Origin of the sequence: Comamonas sp. GCA5 (assembly GCF_036541385.1) — a bacterium.
GTDB lineage: Bacteria > Pseudomonadota > Gammaproteobacteria > Burkholderiales > Burkholderiaceae_C > Comamonas > Comamonas aquatica.
Map to the genome: position 1 here is coordinate 1 of NZ_JAZHFR010000037.1, position 21,276 is coordinate 21,276.

Annotated in this window: 19 protein-coding genes; all 19 read left to right on the plus strand. The window is 65.8% G+C overall.

Annotated features, from left to right (window positions below; all coding sequences use genetic code 11):
- On the plus strand, positions 1-1,295 hold a 1,295-nt coding region (locus SJH88_RS10530), incomplete at its 5' end, for an STAS domain-containing protein (RefSeq protein ID WP_274754441.1).
- Between the two features lie 69 nt (positions 1,296-1,364).
- The gene (gene hslV, locus SJH88_RS10535) at positions 1,365-1,910 is read left to right on the plus strand and encodes an ATP-dependent protease subunit HslV (RefSeq protein ID WP_042411461.1); all 546 of its coding nucleotides are present in this window, start codon (positions 1,365-1,367) and stop codon (positions 1,908-1,910) included.
- A gap of 122 nt (positions 1,911-2,032) precedes the next feature.
- Positions 2,033-3,352, plus strand: coding sequence for an ATP-dependent protease ATPase subunit HslU (gene hslU / locus SJH88_RS10540; protein ID WP_274754442.1), 1,320 nt, complete (start codon positions 2,033-2,035; stop codon positions 3,350-3,352).
- A 116-nt stretch (positions 3,353-3,468) separates the two neighbouring features.
- Positions 3,469-3,612: a hypothetical protein gene (locus SJH88_RS10545; RefSeq protein ID WP_274754443.1), complete on the plus strand. Its 144-nt coding sequence runs from the start codon at positions 3,469-3,471 to the stop codon at positions 3,610-3,612.
- Between the two features lie 60 nt (positions 3,613-3,672).
- A complete protein-coding gene (gene mraZ / locus SJH88_RS10550; RefSeq protein ID WP_042411458.1) occupies positions 3,673-4,101 on the plus strand; it encodes a division/cell wall cluster transcriptional repressor MraZ in 429 nt (142 codons plus the stop codon).
- A 12-nt stretch (positions 4,102-4,113) separates the two neighbouring features.
- On the plus strand, positions 4,114-5,040 hold the full coding sequence (gene rsmH / locus SJH88_RS10555; protein WP_210930295.1) for a 16S rRNA (cytosine(1402)-N(4))-methyltransferase RsmH: 927 nt from the start codon (positions 4,114-4,116) through the stop codon (positions 5,038-5,040).
- Between the two features lie 37 nt (positions 5,041-5,077).
- Positions 5,078-5,359 carry a cell division protein FtsL gene (gene ftsL, locus SJH88_RS10560; RefSeq protein WP_274754444.1) on the plus strand — a complete coding sequence of 94 codons (282 nt, stop codon included), beginning with the start codon at positions 5,078-5,080 and terminating at the stop codon, positions 5,357-5,359.
- Entirely contained in the window at positions 5,356-7,098 is a 1,743-nt protein-coding gene (locus tag SJH88_RS10565; protein WP_042411449.1) for a peptidoglycan D,D-transpeptidase FtsI family protein, read from the plus strand. Before ftsL ends, SJH88_RS10565 begins: the two co-directional genes overlap by 4 nt.
- The gene (locus SJH88_RS10570; protein WP_274754445.1) at positions 7,095-8,594 is read left to right on the plus strand and encodes a UDP-N-acetylmuramoyl-L-alanyl-D-glutamate--2,6-diaminopimelate ligase; all 1,500 of its coding nucleotides are present in this window, start codon (positions 7,095-7,097) and stop codon (positions 8,592-8,594) included. The genes SJH88_RS10565 and SJH88_RS10570 overlap by 4 nt, the downstream gene beginning before the upstream one ends.
- Entirely contained in the window at positions 8,591-9,988 is a 1,398-nt protein-coding gene (locus tag SJH88_RS10575) for a UDP-N-acetylmuramoyl-tripeptide--D-alanyl-D-alanine ligase (protein ID WP_274754446.1), read from the plus strand. Before SJH88_RS10570 ends, SJH88_RS10575 begins: the two co-directional genes overlap by 4 nt.
- Complete coding sequence (mraY, locus tag SJH88_RS10580; RefSeq protein ID WP_042411443.1) at positions 9,979-11,157, plus strand: phospho-N-acetylmuramoyl-pentapeptide-transferase; 1,179 nt, start codon at positions 9,979-9,981, stop codon at positions 11,155-11,157. Before SJH88_RS10575 ends, mraY begins: the two co-directional genes overlap by 10 nt.
- A 5-nt stretch (positions 11,158-11,162) precedes the next feature.
- On the plus strand, positions 11,163-13,058 hold the full coding sequence (gene murD, locus SJH88_RS10585) for a UDP-N-acetylmuramoyl-L-alanine--D-glutamate ligase (RefSeq protein WP_274754447.1): 1,896 nt from the start codon (positions 11,163-11,165) through the stop codon (positions 13,056-13,058).
- On the plus strand, positions 13,055-14,320 hold the full coding sequence (gene ftsW / locus SJH88_RS10590; protein ID WP_043378918.1) for a putative lipid II flippase FtsW: 1,266 nt from the start codon (positions 13,055-13,057) through the stop codon (positions 14,318-14,320). Before murD ends, ftsW begins: the two co-directional genes overlap by 4 nt.
- On the plus strand, positions 14,320-15,384 hold the full coding sequence (gene murG, locus SJH88_RS10595; protein ID WP_154163818.1) for an undecaprenyldiphospho-muramoylpentapeptide beta-N-acetylglucosaminyltransferase: 1,065 nt from the start codon (positions 14,320-14,322) through the stop codon (positions 15,382-15,384). Before ftsW ends, murG begins: the two co-directional genes overlap by 1 nt.
- Entirely contained in the window at positions 15,381-16,814 is a 1,434-nt protein-coding gene (murC, locus tag SJH88_RS10600) for a UDP-N-acetylmuramate--L-alanine ligase (protein WP_274754448.1), read from the plus strand. The genes murG and murC overlap by 4 nt, the downstream gene beginning before the upstream one ends.
- Positions 16,811-17,791, plus strand: a complete 981-nt coding sequence (locus SJH88_RS10605) for a D-alanine--D-alanine ligase (protein ID WP_274754449.1) — start codon at positions 16,811-16,813, stop codon at positions 17,789-17,791. The genes murC and SJH88_RS10605 overlap by 4 nt, the downstream gene beginning before the upstream one ends.
- Positions 17,791-18,645 (plus strand): cell division protein FtsQ/DivIB, encoded by an 855-nt coding sequence (locus SJH88_RS10610; protein WP_042411423.1) that lies wholly within the window; start codon positions 17,791-17,793, stop codon positions 18,643-18,645. Before SJH88_RS10605 ends, SJH88_RS10610 begins: the two co-directional genes overlap by 1 nt.
- A gap of 1 nt (position 18,646) precedes the next feature.
- On the plus strand, positions 18,647-19,876 hold the full coding sequence (gene ftsA / locus SJH88_RS10615) for a cell division protein FtsA (RefSeq protein ID WP_042411421.1): 1,230 nt from the start codon (positions 18,647-18,649) through the stop codon (positions 19,874-19,876).
- Positions 19,877-19,997: 121 nt separating this feature from the next.
- Positions 19,998-21,251: a cell division protein FtsZ gene (gene ftsZ, locus SJH88_RS10620; RefSeq protein ID WP_042411418.1), complete on the plus strand. Its 1,254-nt coding sequence runs from the start codon at positions 19,998-20,000 to the stop codon at positions 21,249-21,251.
- Positions 21,252-21,276 lie beyond the last annotated feature (25 nt).

Consider the following 21,276-nt stretch of genomic DNA (forward strand, 5'->3'; position numbering starts at 1 on the left):
GCCGGCCGCGTGGCGCGGCCCGCAGCTGGAGCCGCCTGCCGGTGCTGGGCGAAGACAGTGTGGTGCAACCGGCCGCCCCCAGCGTGGAGGTGGCGGCCACCGTCCCGACCGAACCACCGGCCATCCCCACCGCGGCCCCCGTGGTTGTGGCAGCAGCGGTCGCTGCCCCCGTGGTGGTGCCCCCACCCGTGGTGCGGGCGTTCCAGCCCCATCCGGACCTGGAAGAAGCCGCCATCCTCTTTGCCCATGGCGACCTGGAAGGCGCCCGCACCCGCTTGCTGGAGCAACTGGTGCAGTCACTCAGTGCCACGCCCCGGGACGAGGACAAGGTGTGCCGGCTGTGGCATGCCATGCTCGACTGGTGCCGCGCCACCGGGGACGAGGACACCTTCGAGCCCCTGGCGATCGACTATGCCGAGCACTTTGGCCGTTCGGCGCCGCTGTGGTCCTCCCTGCCGGCCCGGCTGGGCCAGACGGCCCTGGCTGGGGCGGTGCGCAAGGACCCCGGCAAGCGCCAGTTCCTGTGGTCCAGCCCTGCGCTGCTGACCGTGGGCGCGGTCACGGCCCTGCGCGCGTCCCAAGAGGATGCGCCCCAGCCCTGGTGCATGTCCTGGCTGCGGCTGGTGGCCATCGACGACGCCGCGCTGCTGCCGCTGACCCGGCTGTGCACGGCCTGGGCCGACAGCGAGGGCCAGTTCGTGCTGTCCGATGCCGGCAAGTTGCTGCAATTGCTGGAGCAACAGACCCCCGTGGGCGAGTCGCACCGTCCGGCAGCCTGGTGGCTGCTGCGCATGGCGGTGCTGCGCCTGGTGCACCGCATGGAGGCCTACGAGCAGGTGGCGCTGGACTATTGCGTGACCTACGAGGTGTCGCCACCGTCCTGGGTGGAGCCGGCGTGCCACTGCATCGTGCAGGAAGAGGGCGAGGCCGATGTCTCGGTGCTGCACGAGGCCTCCCTGCAGTCGGTGCAGGCGGGGGTGGTGGTGCCGCAGGAAGGCGCAGCCCCTGGGGCCATGCCGGTGGGGCAGGGCCTGGCCGGTGTGATCGAAGGCGATGCCCAGCCCTGGCTGGATGCCTTGGGTGCCCAGGCGCGCCGCGGGCAGGTGCTGGAGATTTCCTGCGCCAACCTCATCCGCCTGGACTTTGTGGCCGCTGGCAGCGTGCTGAACTGGGCGGCCGAGATGCAGAACCACGGCCATGAGTTGCGATTCACACAGCTGCACCAGCTGGTGGCGGAGTTCTTCCACATTATTGGCATCCACGAGCACGCCACCGTACAGGCCGTCGCCACCTGATCGGCGGATGTGTAAAAAGTGGCAGCGGCGCGCTTGCAAAGCCGCGTGCCGGCCCCATCTGCAATTGCTATGGAACAGTATCACGGCACCACCATCATCAGCGTGCGTCGGCAGACGCCCGAAGGCATCCAGGTCGCGATCGGCGGCGACGGCCAGGTCACCCTGGGCCACATCGTGGTCAAGGGCACGGCGCGCAAGGTGCGCAAGCTCTATCACGGCAAAGTGCTGGCCGGGTTTGCCGGCGCCACGGCCGACGCCTTCACGCTGTTCGAGCGTTTCGAGGCCAAGCTGGAAAAGCACCAGGGCCACCTGACGCGCGCTGCCATCGAGCTGACCAAGGAATGGCGCACCGACCGCGTGCTGCGCAAGCTGGAAGCCATGCTGGCCGTGGCCGATCACACGGCCTCGCTGATCATCACTGGCAACGGCGATGTGCTGGAGCCCGAGCAGGGCATCGTGGCGATCGGGTCGGGTGGCGCCTACGCCCATTCGGCGGCCAAGGCGCTGCTGAACAACACCGAGCTGTCGGCCGAGCACATCGTGAAGAAGTCCCTGGAGATCGCCGGCGAGCTGTGCATCTACACCAACATGAACCACACCATCGAGACGCTGTGAGCGCGGTCCGCTGGCCGGCCACGGCACCGTCGTACGCCGTTGGTGCGTGGAATTTGAATAATTGATAGCTGTTGGCGCTTGCTGCATAAGCGTCAAAGCCAGATTTGATGGATATTTTGACCATGTCCTCCATGACCCCCCAGGAAATCGTCTCCGAGCTGGACAAGCACATCGTGGGACAGGCCGGTGCCAAGCGCGCCGTGGCCATCGCGCTGCGCAACCGCTGGCGCCGCCAGCAGGTCGCCGATGGCCTGCGCCAGGAAATTACCCCCAAGAACATCCTGATGATCGGCCCCACGGGCGTGGGCAAGACCGAGATCGCACGCCGCCTGGCGCGCCTGGCTGATGCGCCCTTCATCAAGGTCGAAGCCACCAAGTTCACCGAGGTGGGCTACGTGGGCAAGGATGTGGACTCCATCATCCGTGACCTGGCCGAGATCGCCGTCAAGCAGGCGCGCGAGGGCGAGGTGAAGAAGCTGCGCATGCGCGCCGAAGATGCGGCCGAGGAGCGCATCCTCGATGTGCTGCTGCCGCAGGCGCGCACGCACGACACTGCGCCCGCCGACAACAGCACGCGCCAGATCTTCCGCAAGAAGCTGCGCGAAGGCCAGCTGGACGACAAGGAGATCGAGATCGATCTGGCCGAGGGCAAGCCCCAGCTGGAGATCATGGGCCCCCAGGGCATGGAGGAAATGGCCGAGCAACTGCGCGGCCTGTTCAGCCAGATGGGCCAGGAAAAGCGCAAGACGCGCAAGCTCAAAATCAAGGAGGCGTTCAAGCAGCTGATCGACGAGGAGGCGGCCAAGCTGGTCAACGAGGAAGAGACCAAGTCGCGCGCGCTGGCCAACCTGGAGCAGAACGGCATCGTCTTCATCGACGAGATCGACAAGGTGGCCACGCGCCAGGAAACCAGTGGCTCTGATGTCTCGCGCCAGGGCGTGCAGCGCGACCTGCTGCCCCTGGTGGAGGGCACGACCGTGTCCACCAAGTACGGCATGGTCAAGACCGACCACATCCTGTTCATCGCCTCCGGGGCCTTCCACCTGTCGCGCCCCAGCGACCTGATTCCCGAACTGCAAGGGCGCTTCCCGATCCGGGTTGAGCTCGATTCCCTGTCGGTGCAGGACTTCGAGGCCATCCTGACGCAGACCCACGCGTCCCTGGTCAAGCAGTACCAGGCGCTGCTGGAGACGGAAGGCGTCACCCTGGCCTTCACCGCCGATGGCATCACCCGCCTGGCCCACACGGCCTTCACGGTCAACGAGCGCACCGAGAACATCGGGGCGCGCCGCCTGTCCACGGTCATGGAGCGCCTGCTGGACGAAGTCAGCTTCGATGCCGTCAAGCTGGCAGGCCAGACGGTCATCATCGATGCCGCGTACGTCGATGCACGCCTGCAGATGCTGAGCCAGGACGAAGATCTGTCCAGATACATCCTGTAACTAAAAAAACAGCCTTCCCATCCCCCCGCGCGCTGCCATGGCGCCTGGGGGGATTTGTTTTGATAAAGAACGTAAATGGTGCGTAGGACGAGTGCTGCTTTTTGATGAGTGGCTAAGTGATTGAATCCAATGGGTTTTTTGCGGGTTTTCACAAGTTTGCAATTTCTAAGTCATTGATTTCATTGCAAAAGCATGTGCTTTTCCGGGTGGCGCCGGATCAAATTGCTGCTACAGTGCAAAAAAGTGCAATTAAGTGGTGAGAATTCCCTTAACCGCCCACATGCGGGCGCTCAAGGTCCAAGCAAACGGGGTGATCCATCGTGTTTCAAGGGGCGTCTTCGCTGACTCTCGATGCGAAGGGGCGGCTTTCAGTGCCGACCCGGCATCGTGACGCCCTGGTCACGCAGGCCCAAGGCCAGCTCACCATCACCAAGCACCCCCATGGCTGTCTGATGCTGTTTCCCCGCCCCGAGTGGCTGCTGTTCCGCGACCGCATCGGCCAGTTGCCGATGTCGGCCCAGTGGTGGAAGCGCATCTTCCTGGGCAACGCCATGGATGTGGACATGGACGGCACCGGGCGTGTGCTGGTCTCGCCAGAGCTGCGCCAGGCGGTCGGTCTTGAGAGAGAGGTGATCCTGCTCGGCATGGGCAATCACTTCGAGCTTTGGGATAAAGCCACTTATGAAGCCCATGAGGCGCAAGCCATGCAGGCGCCCATGCCCGATGTATTCCAAGACTTTGCTTTCTGAAAAGGGCGAGCGTTGAACCAGCCCCTCCAACACATCACAGTTTTGCTCCACGAGGCCGTCGATGCCTTGTTGGGCGGTGATCCGTCCGCGGCCGATGGCACGTATGTGGACGGAACCTTTGGCCGTGGCGGCCATTCGCGATTGATTCTCTCCCGGCTGAGCCCGCAGGGGCGGCTGATAGCCTTCGACAAGGACCCATTGGCGATTGCAGAAGCCGGGCGTATCGAAGACGCCCGTTTTTCTATCCGCCACGAAGGGTTTCGCCACATCGGCGAACTGCCGCCGGCGAGTGCCGATGGCATCCTGATGGACCTGGGTGTGAGCTCGCCCCAGATCGACCAGGCCGACCGCGGCTTCAGCTTCCGCTTTGAGGGGCCGTTGGACATGCGCATGGACACCACGCGCGGCCAGAGTGTGGCCGAGTGGCTGGCCGACGCCGAGGTGCAGCAGATCACCGATGTGATCCGTGACTATGGGGAGGAGCGCATGGCGTTCCCGATTGCCAAGGCCATCGTGGCGCACCGTGAAGCGCATGGCCCACTGCAGACCACCACGGAGCTGTCGAATCTGGTGGGCAAGATTGTGAAAAGCCGTGATGGACAGAACCCCGCCACGCGCACGTTCCAGGCCCTGCGGATTTTTATCAATGCCGAACTGGTGGAGCTCGAAGAAGCGCTGCAGGCCAGTCTGCGTGTGCTCAAGCCGGGTGGCCGCCTGGCGGTGATCAGCTTCCATTCCCTGGAAGACCGCATCGTCAAGCAGTTCATTGCCGAGCACGCCAAAGAGGTCTACGACCGCCGCACCCCGTTTGCCGCACCCAAGCCCATGCACCTGAAGGCGCTGGAGCGCATCAAGCCTGGCAAGGCCGAGGTGGACGCCAATCCGCGCTCGCGCAGCGCGGTGATGCGCGTGGCCGAACGCACCGAGGTGCCTGCATGACCACCCGCCCACAGTGGCCCAGCATCCAGGAGGCGGCATGCTGCGCCTGAACCTCTTGTTGCTGGTGGCGGTGCTGCTCAGCGGCCTGTACCTGGTCGAGACCCAGTACGAGTCGCGCCGCCTGTTCACCGAGCTGCACCGTGCGACGAACGAGGCCCGCAACCTGGAGACCGAGTACCAGCAGCTGCAGGTGGAGCTGCGCGCGCAGTCCTCGCCTTCGCGCATCGAGTCCCTGGCTGTGGCCCAGGGCTTGCAGGGGGCATCGCCCGCCATCACGCACTATGTGCGCGATGAACAACCTGCCGGAGGTGCCCGGTGAGACGCAGTCTGGCCTACACTTCCAGCCCTTTGCTGGCCAGCAAGACGCCGGCCTGGCGCAGCAAGTTCGTGATGGGCTGCATCGTGCTGGCCTTCACGGGCCTGGCCGCGCGTGCGGCCTGGGTGCAGGTGATCGACAACGATTTCTTCCAGCGCCAGGGCGAGGTCCGCTTTGCCCGGACCCTGGAGCTGTCGGCCAACCGCGGGCGTATCCTGGACCGCAATGGACTGATCCTGGCCTCCAGCGTGCCGGCGGCCAGCATCTGGTCGATCCCCGAAGACGTGGAGAAGAACACCCCGGAAGACCTGGCCAAGCTGCCCAAGCTGGCCAAGCTGATGGACATGCCCTTGGACCAGCTGAAGAAGAAGCTGGCCGAGGACAAGAGCTTTGTCTGGGTCAAGCGCCAGCTGGACTGGGATGTGGGGCTGCAGATCAAGGCCCTGGGCATCAAGGGCATCTACCAGACCCGCGAATACAAGCGCCAATACCCCGAAGGCGAAGCGGCGGCCCACATCGTGGGCTTCACGAACGTCGAGGACAAGGGCCAGGAAGGCATGGAACTGGCCTTCGAAAAGGACCTGGCGGGCAAGCCCGGTTCGCGCCGTGTGATCAAGGACCGCCTGGGGCGCGTGGTCGATGGCGTGGGCGAAGAGGTACCCCCGATCGATGGCCGCGACATCCAGCTGTCGGTCGACAGCAAGATTCAGTTCTTTGCCTACCAGAAGCTCAAGGAGCAGGTGCTGGCCCACAAGGCCGTGGGCGGCACGGTGGTGGTCATGGATGCCAAGACCGGCGAACTGCTGGCCCTGGCCAACTACCCCAGCTTCAACCCGTCGAACCGCAAGCACTTGACCGGGGAGCAGCTGCGCAACCGCGCCATCACCGACGTGTTCGAGCCGGGCTCGACCATGAAGCCGATCACGGTCGGTATCGCCCTGGAGAGCGGCAAGTTCAAGCCCTCGACGATCGTAGACACCACGCCCGGGCGCATCAATGTGACCGGCTCCACCATTTCCGACACGCACAACTACGGGGTGCTGACGGTCGAGGGGGTGATCCAGAAGTCCAGCAACGTGGGCACGACCAAGATCTCCCAGCAGCTCACTGCGCAGGAAATGTGGGAGACGTTCTCGGCCGTGGGCTTCGGCCAGAAGCCGCAGATCGCCTTCCCCGGCGCGGCCAGTGGCCGTCTGCGCCCCTACAAGACCTGGCGTCCGGTGGAGCAGGCCACCATGTCCTACGGCTATGGCCTGTCGGCCAGCTTGCTGCAGATGTCGCGTTCCTACACCGTGTTTTCGAACGGCGGCAAGGTGATCCCTGCCACCATGCTGAAACTGGACAGGCCCCCCGTGGGCGTGCCGGTGTTTTCCGAGAAGACCGCCGAGCAGGTGCGCAAGATGCTGGCCCTGGCCACCGGCCCGGGCGGGACGGGGCAGCGCGCGCAGACGGTCGGGTATTCCGTGGGTGGCAAGTCAGGTACCGCCCGCAAGCAAGTGGGCAAAAGCTATGCCCAAGGAAAATACCGCGCTTGGTTTACCGGTATGGCGCCGATTGAAGATCCGCGCGTGATTGTGGCAGTGATGGTGGACGAGCCCAGCAACGGCACCTATTACGGGGGCACGGTGGCAGCGCCCGTCTTCAGCACGGTGGTGCAGCAGAGCTTGCGTCTCTTGGGGGTGGCGCCCGACATGGCGGTACAGCCGCAAATCGTCGCCAACCCCGTGGAGGAATCGCTGTGAGTCGCGCCCCTGAGTTTTTGCAGGATCTGCCCCAGGCCCTGGCCTGGCTGCGCGCCCGCGTCACCGGCCAACTGCGTACCGACAGCCGCCAGGTGCAACCCGGGGATGGTTTCATCGCCTGGCCGGGCGGCGTGACCGACGGGCGCCAGCATGTGGCCTCGGCCATCGCACGCGGGGCGGTCGCGTGCCTGGTTGAGCACGACGGCGTGGAGGCCTTCAGCCTGCCCGGCGCGGTGGCCAGCTACCGTGGCTTGAAGGCCGCCACGGCCGATCTGGCGGCGCAATGGTGTCAGCACCCCTCGCAGCAGCTGCGGGTGGTCGCCGTCACCGGCACCAACGGCAAGACTTCCACCGCCTGGTGGCTGGCACATGCGCTGGCCGGGTTCCAGCTGCAAGGCCGCCAGGGCTGTGCCATGGTGGGCACGCTGGGCATCGGCGTGCCGCCCCAGGTGGTCAGCACGGGCATGACCACGCCCGACCCCGTCTGCCTGCAGTATGCGTTTGCCGATTACGTGCAGCAGGGTCTGGCCGCGTGTGCGATCGAAGCCTCGTCCATCGGCATCGAGGAGCACCGCCTGGATGGTACGCACATCCACACCGCGGTGTTCACCAATTTCACGCAGGACCACCTGGACTACCACGGCAGCATGGCGGCTTATTGGCAAGCCAAGGCCAAGCTGTTTGCCTGGGCAGGCCTGCAGGTGGCTGTGCTCAACGTCGACGATGCCCATGGGCAGTTGCTGGCGCAGCAGCTGCAGGGGCGCGCAGGCCTGGATCTGTGGACCGTGGCGGTGAATGCCCCGGCACGCTTGCGGGCCACGGACGTGCGCCATGGACTGCAGGGGCTGTGCTTCGAGGTACAGGAAGCCGGGCAGTCTGTGACCATGACCACCCAGATGATCGGCCAGTACAACGTCAGCAACATGCTGGGCGTGCTGGCCGTGCTGCGCAGCTGGGGCTGGACGCTGCCGGACGCCGTGGCCTTGTGCCAGGGGCTGGCGCCGGTGCCAGGGCGCATGCAGCAGATTGCCCAGGCTGATCAGCCCCTGGTGGTGGTGGACTATGCCCACACCCCCGATGCGCTGGAGCAGGCCTTGCAGGGCCTGCAGCCCGTGGCGCGTGCACGGGGTGGCCGGCTGCACTGCGTGTTCGGCTGTGGCGGCAACCGCGACAGCAGCAAGCGCCCCCTGATGGGTCAGGCTGCGCAGCGCCAGGCCGACGTGGTGTGGGTGACCAGCGACAACCCACGTGGCGAAGACCTCCAGACCATCGTGCAGCAGATCACGGCCGGCATGCGGCTCGATCGCGTGCAGGTGGTGGTGGACCGCACGCAGGCGATTGAACAGGCCATTGCCCAGGCAGGCACCCAGGATGTGGTGCTGCTGGCGGGCAAGGGCCATGAGGACTACCAGGAAATCCAGGGTGTGAAGCACCCGTTTTCCGACATGGACAAGGCGCGTGCCGCCTTGCTCCGGCGAGAGGGAATGCAGCAATGATGACTTTGCAACAGGCATGGCAGTGGATCCAGGCCTTCCAGCCGCAGGCGCGACTGGTGGGCGACGGCGCCACGCCCCTGCTGCGTGTGCACACGGACAGCCGCAGCCTGCAGGCGGGCGATCTGTTTGTGGCGCTCCGGGGTGAGCGCATGGATGCACATGACTTTCTGCCCCAGGTGCGGGCGCAGGGCCTGGCCGCCGCGGCGATCGCGCACGGCGGCCTGGAGGCGCTGGGCCTGCCCGGCATCGAGGTGCCGGACACCACCCAGGCCCTGGGGGCCCTGGCGGCCGGCTGGCGCAGCATGTTTGGCCTTCCCTTGATTGCCGTTACCGGCAGCAATGGCAAGACCACGGTGACGCAGATGATCGCCAGCATCCTGAAGGCCCAGGCCGGCGATGCGGCATTTGCAACCCAGGGCAATTTCAACAACGCGATTGGCGTGCCGCTGACCCTGTTCCGCCTCAGCGCCGCGCACCAGTTGGGCGTGGTGGAGCTGGGCATGAACCACCCCGGTGAAATTGCCGAGCTGGCGCGCATCGCCCAGCCCACGGTGGCCCTGGTCAACAACGCCCAGCGCGAGCACCAGGAATTCATGCACACCGTGCAGGCCGTGGCCGAGGAAAACGGCAGCGTGCTGGCCTACCTGCCCGCCGATGGCGTGGCTGTGTTCCCGTCCGACGAGGCCTTCACTCCCCTGTGGCGCAGCCTGGCGGGTGAACGCCCGGTGCTGACCTTCGGGGGCGAGGACGCTGACGTGCGCAGCCTGCAGGCCACCTGGGCCGACAGCGCGTGGCAGGTGCAGGTGCAGACCCCGCAAGGCCGCTTCGACTGCGCGCTGCACATCGCCGGCCGCCACAACGTGCGCAATGCGCTGGCGGCTGCGGCCTGTGCCCTGGCGGCGGGCGTGCCCCTGGCGGCGATTGCTCAGGGGCTGAGCGCCTTCCAGCCGGTCAAGGGCCGCTCGCGCTCCACCGCGGTGGTGTGCGCGGGCCGGCGCGTGGACGTGGTGGACGACACCTACAACGCCAACCCTGACTCCGTCCAGGCTGCGATTGCCGTGCTGGCCGAGCTGCCCGCGCCGCGCCTGCTGGTGCTGGGGGACATGGGCGAGGTGGGCGATCAGGGCCCGGCCTTCCACACGGAAGTGGGCGCCAGTGCCCGGCAGGCCGGGATTGAAACTTTCCTGGCATTGGGGCCACAAATGCAGCACGCCGTGGCTGCATTTGGGCAGGGTGCTACGCATTTTGAAGAGATGGCAGCGCTGGTGGCAGCGGTGCAGGCCCGCATGGGGCAGACCGGCAGTGTGCTGGTCAAGGGTTCGAGAAGTATGAAGATGGAACACGTGGTACAGGCCCTGGAAAGCGCCTGCGGGGAGGGCGCAGCATGCTGCTGATCTTGGCTGAGTGGCTGCAGACCTTGTCGCCCGATTTCGGTTTTCTGCGCGTGGTGCAGTACATCACCTTCCGCGCTGTGATGGCGGCGCTGACCGCCCTGGTGATCGGCCTGTGGATCGGCCCCAAGGCCATCCGCATGCTGACCGCGCTGAAGGTGGGCCAGCCCGTGCGCGGCTATGCCATGCAGACCCATCTGGTGAAGAACGGCACGCCCACCATGGGCGGGGTGCTGATCCTGTTCGCCATCGCCGCGTCCACCCTGCTGTGGTTTGACCTGAGCAACCGTTTCGTCTGGATCGTGCTGGTGGTGACCATGGGCTTTGGCGCCATCGGCTGGGTCGATGACTGGCGCAAGGTGGTCAACAAGGACCCCGAGGGCATGCGCTCGCGCGAGAAGTATTTCTGGCAGTCGGTGATCGGCCTGATTGCCGCCGTGGCCCTGGTGTTCAGCATTTCCGAAAACACCAACAGCCGCGCCTTCGAGCTGTTCGTGACCTGGGTGCAGTCGGGCTTCTCCATGGACCTGCCGCCGCAGGCCGGGCTGCAGGTGCCCTTCTTCAAGGAAGTCAGCTACCCACTGGGCGTGCTGGGCTTCGTCATCCTGACCTACCTGGTCATCGTCGGCGCCAGCAATGCCGTCAACCTGACCGATGGCCTGGATGGCCTGGCCATCATGCCGGTGATCATGGTTGGCACGGCGCTGGGCATCTTTGCCTATGTGACCGGCAACGTCAGCTACGCCAAGTACCTGCACTTCCCCAGCATCCCCGGCACGGGCGAGCTGATGATCTTCTGCGGCGCCATGGCCGGCGCCGGTCTGGCCTTCCTGTGGTTCAACGCCCACCCCGCGCAGATCTTCATGGGCGATGTGGGCGCGCTGGCCCTGGGCGGCGCCCTGGGCACCATTGCCGTGATCGTGCGCCAGGAGATCGTGCTGGCCATCATGGGCGGCATCTTCGTGGCCGAGGCCCTGTCGGTGATGTTGCAGGTGGTGTGGTTCAAATACACCAAGAAACGCTATGGCGAAGGCCGTCGTCTGCTGAAGATGGCGCCGCTGCACCACCACTTTGAAAAGAGCGGCTGGAAGGAAACGCAGGTCGTGATCCGCTTCTGGATCATCACCATGCTGCTGTGCCTGATCGGCCTGTCCACGCTGAAGCTGAGGTAGGCCCCATGCACACCGAAGACTTCACCCCGGCCCAGCCCCACCCCGACACCGCGGTGGCGCCGGTCGATGCTGCGGTGCAGCTGGAGAATTCAGGAGCAGTCAGCGCGCATGCATCCTTGGATGGCGATGCAAATGTGCCGGAAGTGACCGAATCGCAAGCGCCAGCTGCTCCTGAAAAAGAGGCGCTGCCTGCCTGGGCGGAACCCGTGCCCGACGTCAGCAGCCTGAGCGCCGCCAAGGACGCGGCCGCCTTTGTGGCGCAGATTTTCACCGATCCCAGCATGTCGGATGCGGCCGATGCCGACGTCACCGCCGTGCCCGTGGATGCCGCCCCTGCGGTGGCGCTGCCCCCCGTGCCTGCGCAATGGCCGCAGGACCAGGCGCAGCACCTGCAGGGCCGGCGCGTGCTGATCCTGGGCCTGGGCGCTTCGGGTCTGTCCATGGCGCGCTGGTGCGTGCGTGCCGGGGCCGAAGTCACTGTGGCCGACACCCGCGAAGCCCCGCCCCAGCTGGCGCTGTTGCACAGCGAGCTGCCGCAGGCGCGGTTTGTCGGCGGTCCGTTGACCAGTGCCCTGGTGGACGGTCAGAGCCTGAGCGCCGTGTACCGTTCCCCCGGCCTGGCGCCGGACGTGATCGCGCCCGTGGCGGACGCCGCGCGTGCGATCGGCCTGCCCGTCGGTGGCGAGCTGGATTTGTTCGCCGCGGCCCTGCAGGGCATGGCCCAGGCGCACGGCTACCAGCCCAAGCTGCTGGCCATCACCGGCACCAATGGCAAGACCACGGTGACCTCGCTGACCGGCAAGCTGCTGGAGCATGCTGGTCTGAGCGTGGGGGTGGCCGGCAACATCGGTCCCACCTTGCTGGACACCCTGAGCGCGCGCATCGACGCGCAGGACCTGCCCCAGGTCTGGGTGCTGGAGCTGTCCAGCTTCCAGCTCGATGGTGTGCAGGGTTTCGAGCCGACCGCCGCCGTGGTGCTCAACGTCACGCAGGACCACCTGGACTGGCACGGCAGCATGGATGCCTATGCCGCCGCCAAGGCCCGCATCTTCGGCGAGCACGGCCTGATGGTGCTGAACCGCGAGGACCGCACTGTCATGGACATGCTCCCCGCACCGGTCAAGGTCAAGCTGCAGAAGCCGCAGCAGCGCGCCCACATCAGCTTTGGCGCCGACCTGCCGCGCAACCCCGGCGACTATGGCATCGAGATGGTGGCTGGCATGGCCTGGCTGGTGCGCGCGCTGGAGGTGGACCCGGCGGGCCGCCGCGCGCGCGATCCGCAGGAAGAGCTGCACCTGCAGCGCCTGCTGCCCGCCGATGCCCTGCGCATCCGCGGCCGCCACAACGCCACCAACGCCTTGGCCGCTCTGGCGCTGGCCCAGGCGGCCGGTGCTGCGCTGGGCCCCATGCTGTACGGCCTGCGTGAATACCGCGGCGAGCCCCACCGCGTGGAGCCGATTGGCATCGTGCAGGGCGTGGAATATTTTGACGACAGCAAAGGCACGAACGTGGGGGCCACCGTCGCCGCCTTGACCGGCCTGGGGGCCGACCGGCGCATCGTGCTGATCCTGGGTGGGTTGGGCAAGGGGCAGGATTTCACCCCGCTGGCCGCCCCGGTGGCGCGCTATGTGCGCGCCGTGGTGCTGATCGGGCGCGATGCCCCGTTGATCCAACAAGCCCTGCAGGGCGAAGGCGTGCCCCTGCTGGAGGCCGCCGACATGGCGCAGGCCGTGCAACTGGCCAGTGCCCAGGCCCGGGAGGGCGATGCCGTGCTGATGTCGCCAGCCTGCGCCAGCATGGACATGTTCCGTGACTATGCCCACCGCGCCCAGGTGTTTGTGGCGGCGGTGCAGGAGCTGGCCGATGAGGCCGGACAGATCCTCGGAGGGTACGACGCATGAACGCCCTGACCCATGTGCGCGAACGCCTGAAAGGCTGGCTGGCCGGCGCGGCCGACAAGCCTGTCGACGTGCTGCCCGTGCGCGTGGGGGGCACGGAGTACCGCAACACCCGGGCTCTGCCGCCCACGGCCCTGGGGCTGGACCAGGCCCTGATCTGGGTGGTGATTGCCTTGCTGGCCTGGGGGCTGGTGATGGTGTACTCGGCCTCGATCGCCATGCCGGACAACCCGCGCTTCGGCAAGATCGAGCACTACCACTTCCTGTTGCGGCATGCGATGAGCCTGGGCGTGGGCTTTGTGGCGGCGCTGCTGGCCTTCCAGGTGTCGATGAAAACCTGGGAGCGGCTGGCCGTGCCCATGTTCCTGCTGGCCCTGCTGCTGCTGGTGATGGTGCTGGTGCCCGGCGTGGGCCTTGTCGTGAATGGCGCGCGGCGCTGGCTGCCGCTGGGGGTGATGAATTTCCAGCCTTCGGAGCTGGCCAAGTTCGCCGTGCTGGTCTATGCCGCCGACTACATGGTGCGCCGCATGGACGTGAAGGAGCGCTTCTTCCGCGCCGTGCTGCCCATGGCCGCGGCCGTGTTCGTCGTGGGCGTGCTGTTGCTGGCCGAGCCCGACATGGGGGCCTTCCTCGTGATCGTAGTGATCTCGATGGGCATCCTGTTCCTGGGCGGCGTGAATGCGCGCATGTTCTTTCTGATGGCGGCGCTGGTGGTCGGGGCCTTTGTGCTGATGATCGCCTTCTCGCCCTGGCGGCGCGAGCGCATCTTTGCCTACCTGGACCCGTTCTCGGTGGACCATGCGCTGGGCAAGGGCTACCAGCTCTCGCACGCCCTGATCGCCATCGGACGGGGCGAGCTGTTCGGCGTGGGCCTGGGCCGCAGTGTGGAGAAGCTGCACTGGCTGCCCGAGGCGCACACCGACTTCCTGCTGTCCGTGATCGGCGAGGAGTTCGGCTTCATCGGCATCCTGATCCTGATCGTTGCCTTTGTCTGGCTGACCCGCCGCATCATCGAAATCGGCCGGGAGGCGATCTTCCACGACAAGGTGTTTTCCGGTCTGGTGGCCCAGGGGGTGGCGCTGTGGTTTGGTTTTCAGGCCTTCATCAACATGGGCGTGAACCTGGGGGCCTTGCCCACCAAGGGGCTGACGTTGCCGCTGATGAGCTTCGGTGGCTCGGCGGTGTTGATGAACCTGGTCGCGGTGGCGGTGGTATTGCGGATTGACTATGAGAACAAGCTCATCAGTCCAAAGGTGAGGAAGTGATGCAAGAGAAAGTGGCTTTGGTCATGGCAGGCGGCACCGGGGGGCATATCTTCCCGGGCTTGGCCGTGGCCCACGCGCTGCGCGAGCAAGGCTGGCGTGTGCACTGGCTGGGGGCGCCCGGCAGCATGGAAGAGCGGCTGGTGCCGCCCCAGGGGTTCCTGCTGGAGACGATTGATTTTGCAGGAGTGCGCGGCAAGGGCCTGCTCACCCTGGCCCTGCTGCCGCTGCGCCTGCTCAAGGCCTTCGCGCAGGCGCTGTCGGTGGTGCGCCGCGTCAAGCCGGACGTGGTGATCGGCCTGGGGGGCTACATCAGCTTCCCCGGCGGCATGATGGCCGTGCTGGCGGGTAAGCCGTTGATCCTGCACGAGCAGAACTCCGTGGCCGGCATGGCCAACAAGGTGCTGGCCAGCGTCGCCGACAAGGTGTTTGCAGCATTTCCGAATGCGCTGCCCAAGGCGCAGTGGGTGGGCAACCCCTTGCGCCAGGCCTTCCTGCAGCAGCCGGAGCCGGCCGAGCGCTTTGCCGGCCGCAGCGGCCCACTCAAGGTGCTGGTGGTGGGCGGCAGCCTGGGTGCCAAGGCCTTGAACGACATCGTGCCCCAGGCCGTGGCCCTGCTGCCGGTCGAGGCACGCCCGCAGGTGGTGCACCAGAGCGGCGCCAAGCAGATCGATGCCCTGCGTGCCAACTATGCGGCCGCCGGGGTGCAGGCCGAGCTGACCCCCTTCATCGAGGACACGGCGCAGGCCTTTGCCGACGCGGACCTGGTCATCTGCCGCGCCGGTGCGAGCACCGTGACCGAGCTGGCGGCCGTTGGTGTGGCGGCGATTTATGTGCCCTTCCCGCACGCGGTCGATGACCACCAGACCACGAACGCGCACTTCATGGTGGATGCCGGGGGTGGATGGTTAATGCCACAACCTGCATTGAATGCACAAAAACTGGCAGAAATGCTACAGAATATGCAGCGTTCAACACTCTTGAACGTTGCCCTTAAAGCGAAAACGATGCAGAAGATTCATGCCACCCGCGAGGTGGTCGCTGCGTGCGAGGAGCTCGCCGCATGAAACACGCCATTCAAAACATCCACTTCGTGGGTCTGGGTGGCTCCGGCATGAGCGGGATCGCCGAGGTTTTGCACAACCTCGGCTATACCGTCTCCGGCTCCGATCTGGCGCCAAGCGCCACCCTGCAGCGCCTACAGGCGCTGGGGATCCAGACGTTTGTGGGCCATGCCGCGTCCCAGGTGCAGGCCGCCGATGTGGTCGTGACCTCCACTGCCGTGCAGGCCAACAACCCCGAGGTGCTGGAAGCGCGTGCGCGCAAGATTCCCGTGGTGCCCCGGGCCCTGATGCTGGCCGAGCTGATGCGTTTCAAGCAGGGCATCGCGATCGCTGGCGCCCATGGCAAGACCACCACCACCAGCCTGGTGACCAGTGTGCTGGCCGAGGCCGGGCTGGACCCCACGTTCGTCATCGGTGGCAAGCTCAACAGCGCCGGTGCGAATGCCAAGCTGGGCCAGGGCGACTACATCGTGGTCGAGGCCGACGAGTCGGATGCCTCGTTCTTGAACCTGCTGCCGGTGATGGCGGTGGTCACGAACATCGATGCCGACCACATGGAAACCTATGGCCACGACTTCGGCAAGCTGAAGCAGGCCTTTGTCGATTTCCTGCACCGCATGCCGTTTTACGGGCGTGCCATTGTCTGTGCCGAAAGCCCGGCGGTGCGCGACATCCTGCCCGCGCTGGCGCGGCCCGTGACCACCTATGGCTTTGCCCCCGATGTGCAGGTGCGGGCCGTGGAGGTGCGCGCCGAGCATGGCCAGATGCGTTTCAAGGTCTTGCGCCAGAACGGCCAGACCTATCCCGAACTGGACGTGACCCTGAGCCTGGCGGGCGAGCACAACGTGCTCAACGCGCTGGCGGCCGTGGCGGTGGCCATGGAGCTGGAGCTGCCCGATGCCGCCTTGCTGCGCGCCCTGGAAGGCTTCAAGGGCGTTGGTCGCCGTTTTCAGCGCTATGGCGACCTGCCTTGCACACAGGGTGGCACCTTCACCGTGATCGATGACTACGGTCACCACCCCGTGGAAATGGCCGCCACCCTGGCCGCTGCACGGGGCGCTTTCCCCGGGCGCCGTCTGGTGCTGGCCTTCCAGCCCCATCGCTACACCCGCACGCGCGACTGTTTCGAAGACTTCGTCAAAGTCCTGGGCGCCGCCGATGCGGTGCTGCTCAATGAGGTCTATGCCGCCGGCGAAGCCCCCATCGTGGCCGCGGATGGGCGCGCGCTGGCACGCGCCGTGCGCGTTGCAGGGCGTGTGGAGCCCATTTTTATTGAGACAATTGCGGATTTGCCCCAGGCAATTGCGGACAATGCGCAGCCTGGGGATGTGGTGCTGTGCATGGGCGCAGGGTCGATTGGCGCGGTCCCCGCGCAACTGGTTGAAATGCTAGAGAAAAAAGAGCTGCAAGCGCAGAAAGGATCTGCGCTATGAGCAATTCCATGAAGAAAATCGATCCGCGTGCCCTGGGCAAAGTGGCCGTGCTGATGGGCGGCCGTTCGTCCGAGCGCGAGGTGTCCCTGATGTCGGGGCAGGGCGTGCTCGACGCCCTGCGTGCCCAGGGGGTGGATGCCCACGCCTTCGATCCCGCCGAGCAGGAGCTGGGCGCGCTGAAAGCCCAAGGCTTTGCGCGCTGCTTCATCGCCTTGCATGGCCGTTTCGGTGAAGACGGCACGGTGCAGGGTGCGCTGGAGCTGCTGGGCATTCCGTACACCGGCTCCGGCGTGATGGCGTCCAGCATGGCCATGGACAAGATCATGACCAAGCGCATCTGGCGCTTCGAAGGCCTGCCCACGCCGGACTGGCGCATGGTGTCCAGCCCCGAGGCAACCACGGCAGCCCTGGCGGCCCTGGGCGCCCCCATGATCGTCAAGCCCGCCCGCGATGGCTCCAGCATGGGCCTGACCAAGGTGACGGACGCCAGCCAGTGCGCCGCAGCCTATGCCCTGGCCGCCCAGTACGACGACGAAGTGCTGTGCGAACAGTTCATCGCCGGTGAGGAAACCACCTGCGCCGTCCTGGGCGAAGGCGCAGCGGCCGCGGCCCTGCCCGTGATCCGCATCGTGGCGCCCGACGGCAACTACGACTACCAGAACAAGTACTTCACCGACGTCACGCAGTACCACTGCCCCAGCGGCCTGCCGGCGGACGAGGAAGCGCGCATCCAGCAGATTGTGGAAAAGGCTTTCCGCACCCTGGGCTGCCGCGGCTGGGGCCGTGCCGACGTGATGATTCGCCAGAGCGATCGCCAACCCTTCCTGCTGGAGATCAACACCTCGCCTGGCATGACCAGCCATTCGCTGGTGCCCATGGCCGCGCGTGCGCGCGGCATGAGCTATGAGCAACTGTGCCTGACCATCCTGGCTTCGGCCTCGCTGGACAGCACGTCGTCAGAGGAGCGTGCGGCCTGATGAGCTACTCCATGCCAGCCCCTTTGGATGTCAAACTCATGAACGTGACCGCAACGGCCATGTTCGGTGGGGTGGCCATCCTCATGCTGGCGGTGGTGAGCTGGTGGGCGGTGCGCCATCCGGCCTTCTCGATTGCGCGCATCGTGGTCGAAGGGGAGATGCTGCACAACAATGCCGTGACCCTGCGGGCGAATGTGGCCCCGCACCTGACCGGCAATTTCTTCACGATCGATCTGAAGGACGCGCGCGAAGCCTTCGAGCAGGTGCCCTGGGTGCGCCAGGCCGAGGTACGCCGCGAATACCCGAACAGTTTGCGCGTCATACTGCACGAGCACGAACCCCAGGCGTACTGGGGGCCGGAGACCGGGACCGCGATGGTCAACACCATGGGTGAGGTGTTCGAGGCGAATGTGGGCGAGGTGGAGCGTGAAGGCTTGCCTCGCCTTTCTGGCCCCGAGGGCTCGGCCGTCGAGGTGCTGCGCATGTACTACGCCCTGGACCCCGTCTTCACCGCCATCGGGGCGCCTGTGGATGCGCTGACCTGGCGTGACCGCGGCAGCTGGCTGGTGCAGCTCGACAATGGCGCCAGCATCGAGCTGGGCAGCGGCAAGCCGGAAGAAGTCCTGCAGCGCACGCAGCGTTTTGTGCGGACGCTGCCGCAAATTACCCAGCAATACCAGCGCACGGCCGAGGCCTTGGAGTACGCAGATCTGCGCTACCCCGATGGCTACGCCCTGCGCTTGCGTGGCGTGACCACCGTGTCGCGAGAAAAGGCATTAGAAATGGCCAGACGCCAAGCAGCACAGCAACAAAAAGATAGCAAAAAAACACGACCTACTGAGGGCAGGCACTGATATGGCAAGAGAGTACAAAGACGTCGTCGTCGGTTTGGACATTGGCACTGCCAAGGTGATGGCCGTGGTCGCCGAGGTCATGCCCAACGGCGAGCTCAAGCTGGCAGGGCTGGGCGTGGCGCCGAGCAACGGCCTCAAGCGTGGCGTGGTGGTGAACATCGAAGCCACGGTCCAGAGCATCCAGCAGGCCCTCAAAGAGGCCGAGCTGATGGCCGACTGCAAGATCCAGCGTGTCTACACCGGCATCACCGGCAGCCACATCCGCGGGCTGAACCAGAGCGGCATGGTGGCCATCAAGGACAAGGAAGTCACGCCCACCGACGTGGCGCGCGTGATCGAAACCGCCAAGGCGGTGAGCATCTCCTCGGACCAACGCCTGTTGCTGGTGGAGCCCCAGGAGTTCGTGATCGACGGCCAGGACGTCAAGGAACCCGTGGGCATGAGCGGCATCCGCCTGGAGGCCAAGGTGCACATCGTGACCGGCGCGCAAAGCGCGGCGGAAAACATCATCAAGTGCGTGCGCCGCTGTGGCCTGGAGGTGGAGCAGCTGCTGCTCAACCCGCTGGCGGCCAGCCAGGCCGTACTGACCGACGATGAGCGCGACCTGGGCGTGGCCTTGGTCGACATCGGCGCCGGCACCACCGACGTCGCCATCTTCACGGGCGGTGCGATCCGCCATACCGCCGTGATTCCGATCGCCGGCGATCTGATCACCAGCGATATCGCCATGGCGCTGCGCACCCCCACCAAGGATGCCGAAGACATCAAGGTGGAAAGCGGCTATGCCAAGCAGATGCTGGCCGATCCCGACAGCCAGGTGGAAGTGCCGGGCCTGGGCGATCGCGGCCCCCGCATGATTAGCAAGCAGGCGCTGGCCGGTGTGATCGAACCCCGTGTGGAAGAAATCTTCTCTTTGGTACAGCAGGTCATCCGCGAGTCCGGCTATGAGGAAGTGTTGTCCTCGGGCATTGTGCTCACCGGTGGCAGTGCCGTGATGCCGGGCATGGTGGAGTTGGGCGAGGACATTTTCCTCAAGCCCGTGCGCCGCGGCGTGCCCAAGTATTCCAGTGCATTGGCCGACATGGTGGCGCAGCCGCGCTCCGCGACGGTGATGGGTTTGCTGGAAGAAGCGCGACAAGCAAGATTGCGCGGTTTCAAGGTGGCACAAAAGAGTGGGTCCATGAAGACCGCTTTTGGTCGATTTAAAGACTTCATTGTGGGAAACTTCTAACTATGTGCTCTCGACGTATGCGCATTACCGGGCCTCCCACGGATTTTCGATACCGACGACGAAGAGAAGCCCCCTATACAGCACCACTGAACCCATTTCAAAAATCTCCAGGAGCACCAACATGACCATCGAAATGATCGAAGCCGAAACATTCAATCAAGGCACGCAGATCAAGGTGATCGGTGTGGGCGGCGGCGGCAGCAACGCCGTTGAGCACATGATTGCTTGCAATGTGCAAGGCGTTGAATTCGTCAGCGCCAACACCGATGCGCAAGCATTGATCCGCAGCAACGCGCACCGCACCATCCAGTTGGGCTTGAGCGGCCTGGGTGCTGGCAGCAAGCCCGACAAGGGGCGTGAAGCTGCGGAAGCCGCCGTGGAAGACATCCGTGCTGCGATCGAAGGGGCGCACATGCTGTTCATCACGGCCGGCATGGGCGGCGGGACCGGCACCGGTGCGGCCCCGGTGATCGCGCGCGTGGCCAAGGAGATGGGCATTCTGACCGTGGGCGTGGTGACCAAGCCCTTCGAGTGGGAAGGTGGCCGCCGCATGCAGAACGCCGATGGCGGTCTGACCGAGCTGGAAGCCAATGTCGACTCGCTGATCGTGGTGCTGAACGAAAAGCTGTTGGAAGTGCTGGGCGATGACATCACCCAGGAAGAAGCTTTCGCGCAGGCCAACGACGTGCTCAAGAACGCCGTGGGCGGTATCGCCGAAATCATCAACGAGTACGGCCATGTGAACGTCGACTTCGAAGACGTGCGCACCGTGATGGGCGAGCCTGGCAAGGCCATGATGGGCACGGCCCGCGCTTCCGGTCCCGACCGTGCGCGCATCGCGGCCGAGCAGGCCGTGGCCTGCCCGCTGCTGGAAGGCATCGACCTGTCCGGCGCCAAGGGCGTGCTGGTGCTGGTGACGGCCGCCAAGGGCAGCCTGAAGCTGGCCGAATCGCGTCTGGCCATGTCCACCATCAATGCCTACGCCTCGCCCGACGCACACGTGATCTATGGCGCTGCCTACGACGATTCGCTGGGTGACGACATCCGCGTGACCGTGGTGGCCACCGGCCTGTCGCGTCCTGCGGCACGCCGCCAGGCCATGTCCGTGGTCCAGGGTGGCCTGCGCACCGGCACGGACGGCGATTTCGCCTACGCCGGCGCTCCCACGGCCGCCATGGGCGGCGTGAGCATGGGCGCTGCCACAGCGCCTGCCATGGGTGGTGCCGCCAGCGTTGGCGGTGGCTATGCCGATGTGAGCGTGCCCAGCGTCTGGCGCACCAACCGTACCCAGGCCGCAGCCCGTGTGGATGCCTTGTCCTCGGGGGGCATGGACGATCTGGAAATCCCCGCCTTCCTGCGCAAGCAAGCAGACTGATCCGACAGCGCGCCAGCGCGGTCCC

Coding starts and splice junctions, on each gene's coding strand:
- SJH88_RS10605 (WP_274754449.1), top strand. CDS start 16,811: ATGAGCAATTCCATGAAGAAAATCGATCCGCGTGCCCTGGGCAAAGTG.
- ftsL (WP_274754444.1), top strand. CDS start 5,078: ATGCTGCGCCTGAACCTCTTGTTGCTGGTGGCGGTGCTGCTCAGCGGC.
- murC (WP_274754448.1), top strand. CDS start 15,381: ATGAAACACGCCATTCAAAACATCCACTTCGTGGGTCTGGGTGGCTCC.
- ftsW (WP_043378918.1), top strand. CDS start 13,055: ATGAACGCCCTGACCCATGTGCGCGAACGCCTGAAAGGCTGGCTGGCC.
- murG (WP_154163818.1), top strand. CDS start 14,320: ATGCAAGAGAAAGTGGCTTTGGTCATGGCAGGCGGCACCGGGGGGCAT.
- hslU (WP_274754442.1), top strand. CDS start 2,033: ATGTCCTCCATGACCCCCCAGGAAATCGTCTCCGAGCTGGACAAGCAC.
- ftsA (WP_042411421.1), top strand. CDS start 18,647: ATGGCAAGAGAGTACAAAGACGTCGTCGTCGGTTTGGACATTGGCACT.
- SJH88_RS10610 (WP_042411423.1), top strand. CDS start 17,791: ATGAGCTACTCCATGCCAGCCCCTTTGGATGTCAAACTCATGAACGTG.
- murD (WP_274754447.1), top strand. CDS start 11,163: ATGCACACCGAAGACTTCACCCCGGCCCAGCCCCACCCCGACACCGCG.
- mraY (WP_042411443.1), top strand. CDS start 9,979: ATGCTGCTGATCTTGGCTGAGTGGCTGCAGACCTTGTCGCCCGATTTC.
- SJH88_RS10575 (WP_274754446.1), top strand. CDS start 8,591: ATGATGACTTTGCAACAGGCATGGCAGTGGATCCAGGCCTTCCAGCCG.
- hslV (WP_042411461.1), top strand. CDS start 1,365: ATGGAACAGTATCACGGCACCACCATCATCAGCGTGCGTCGGCAGACG.
- ftsZ (WP_042411418.1), top strand. CDS start 19,998: ATGACCATCGAAATGATCGAAGCCGAAACATTCAATCAAGGCACGCAG.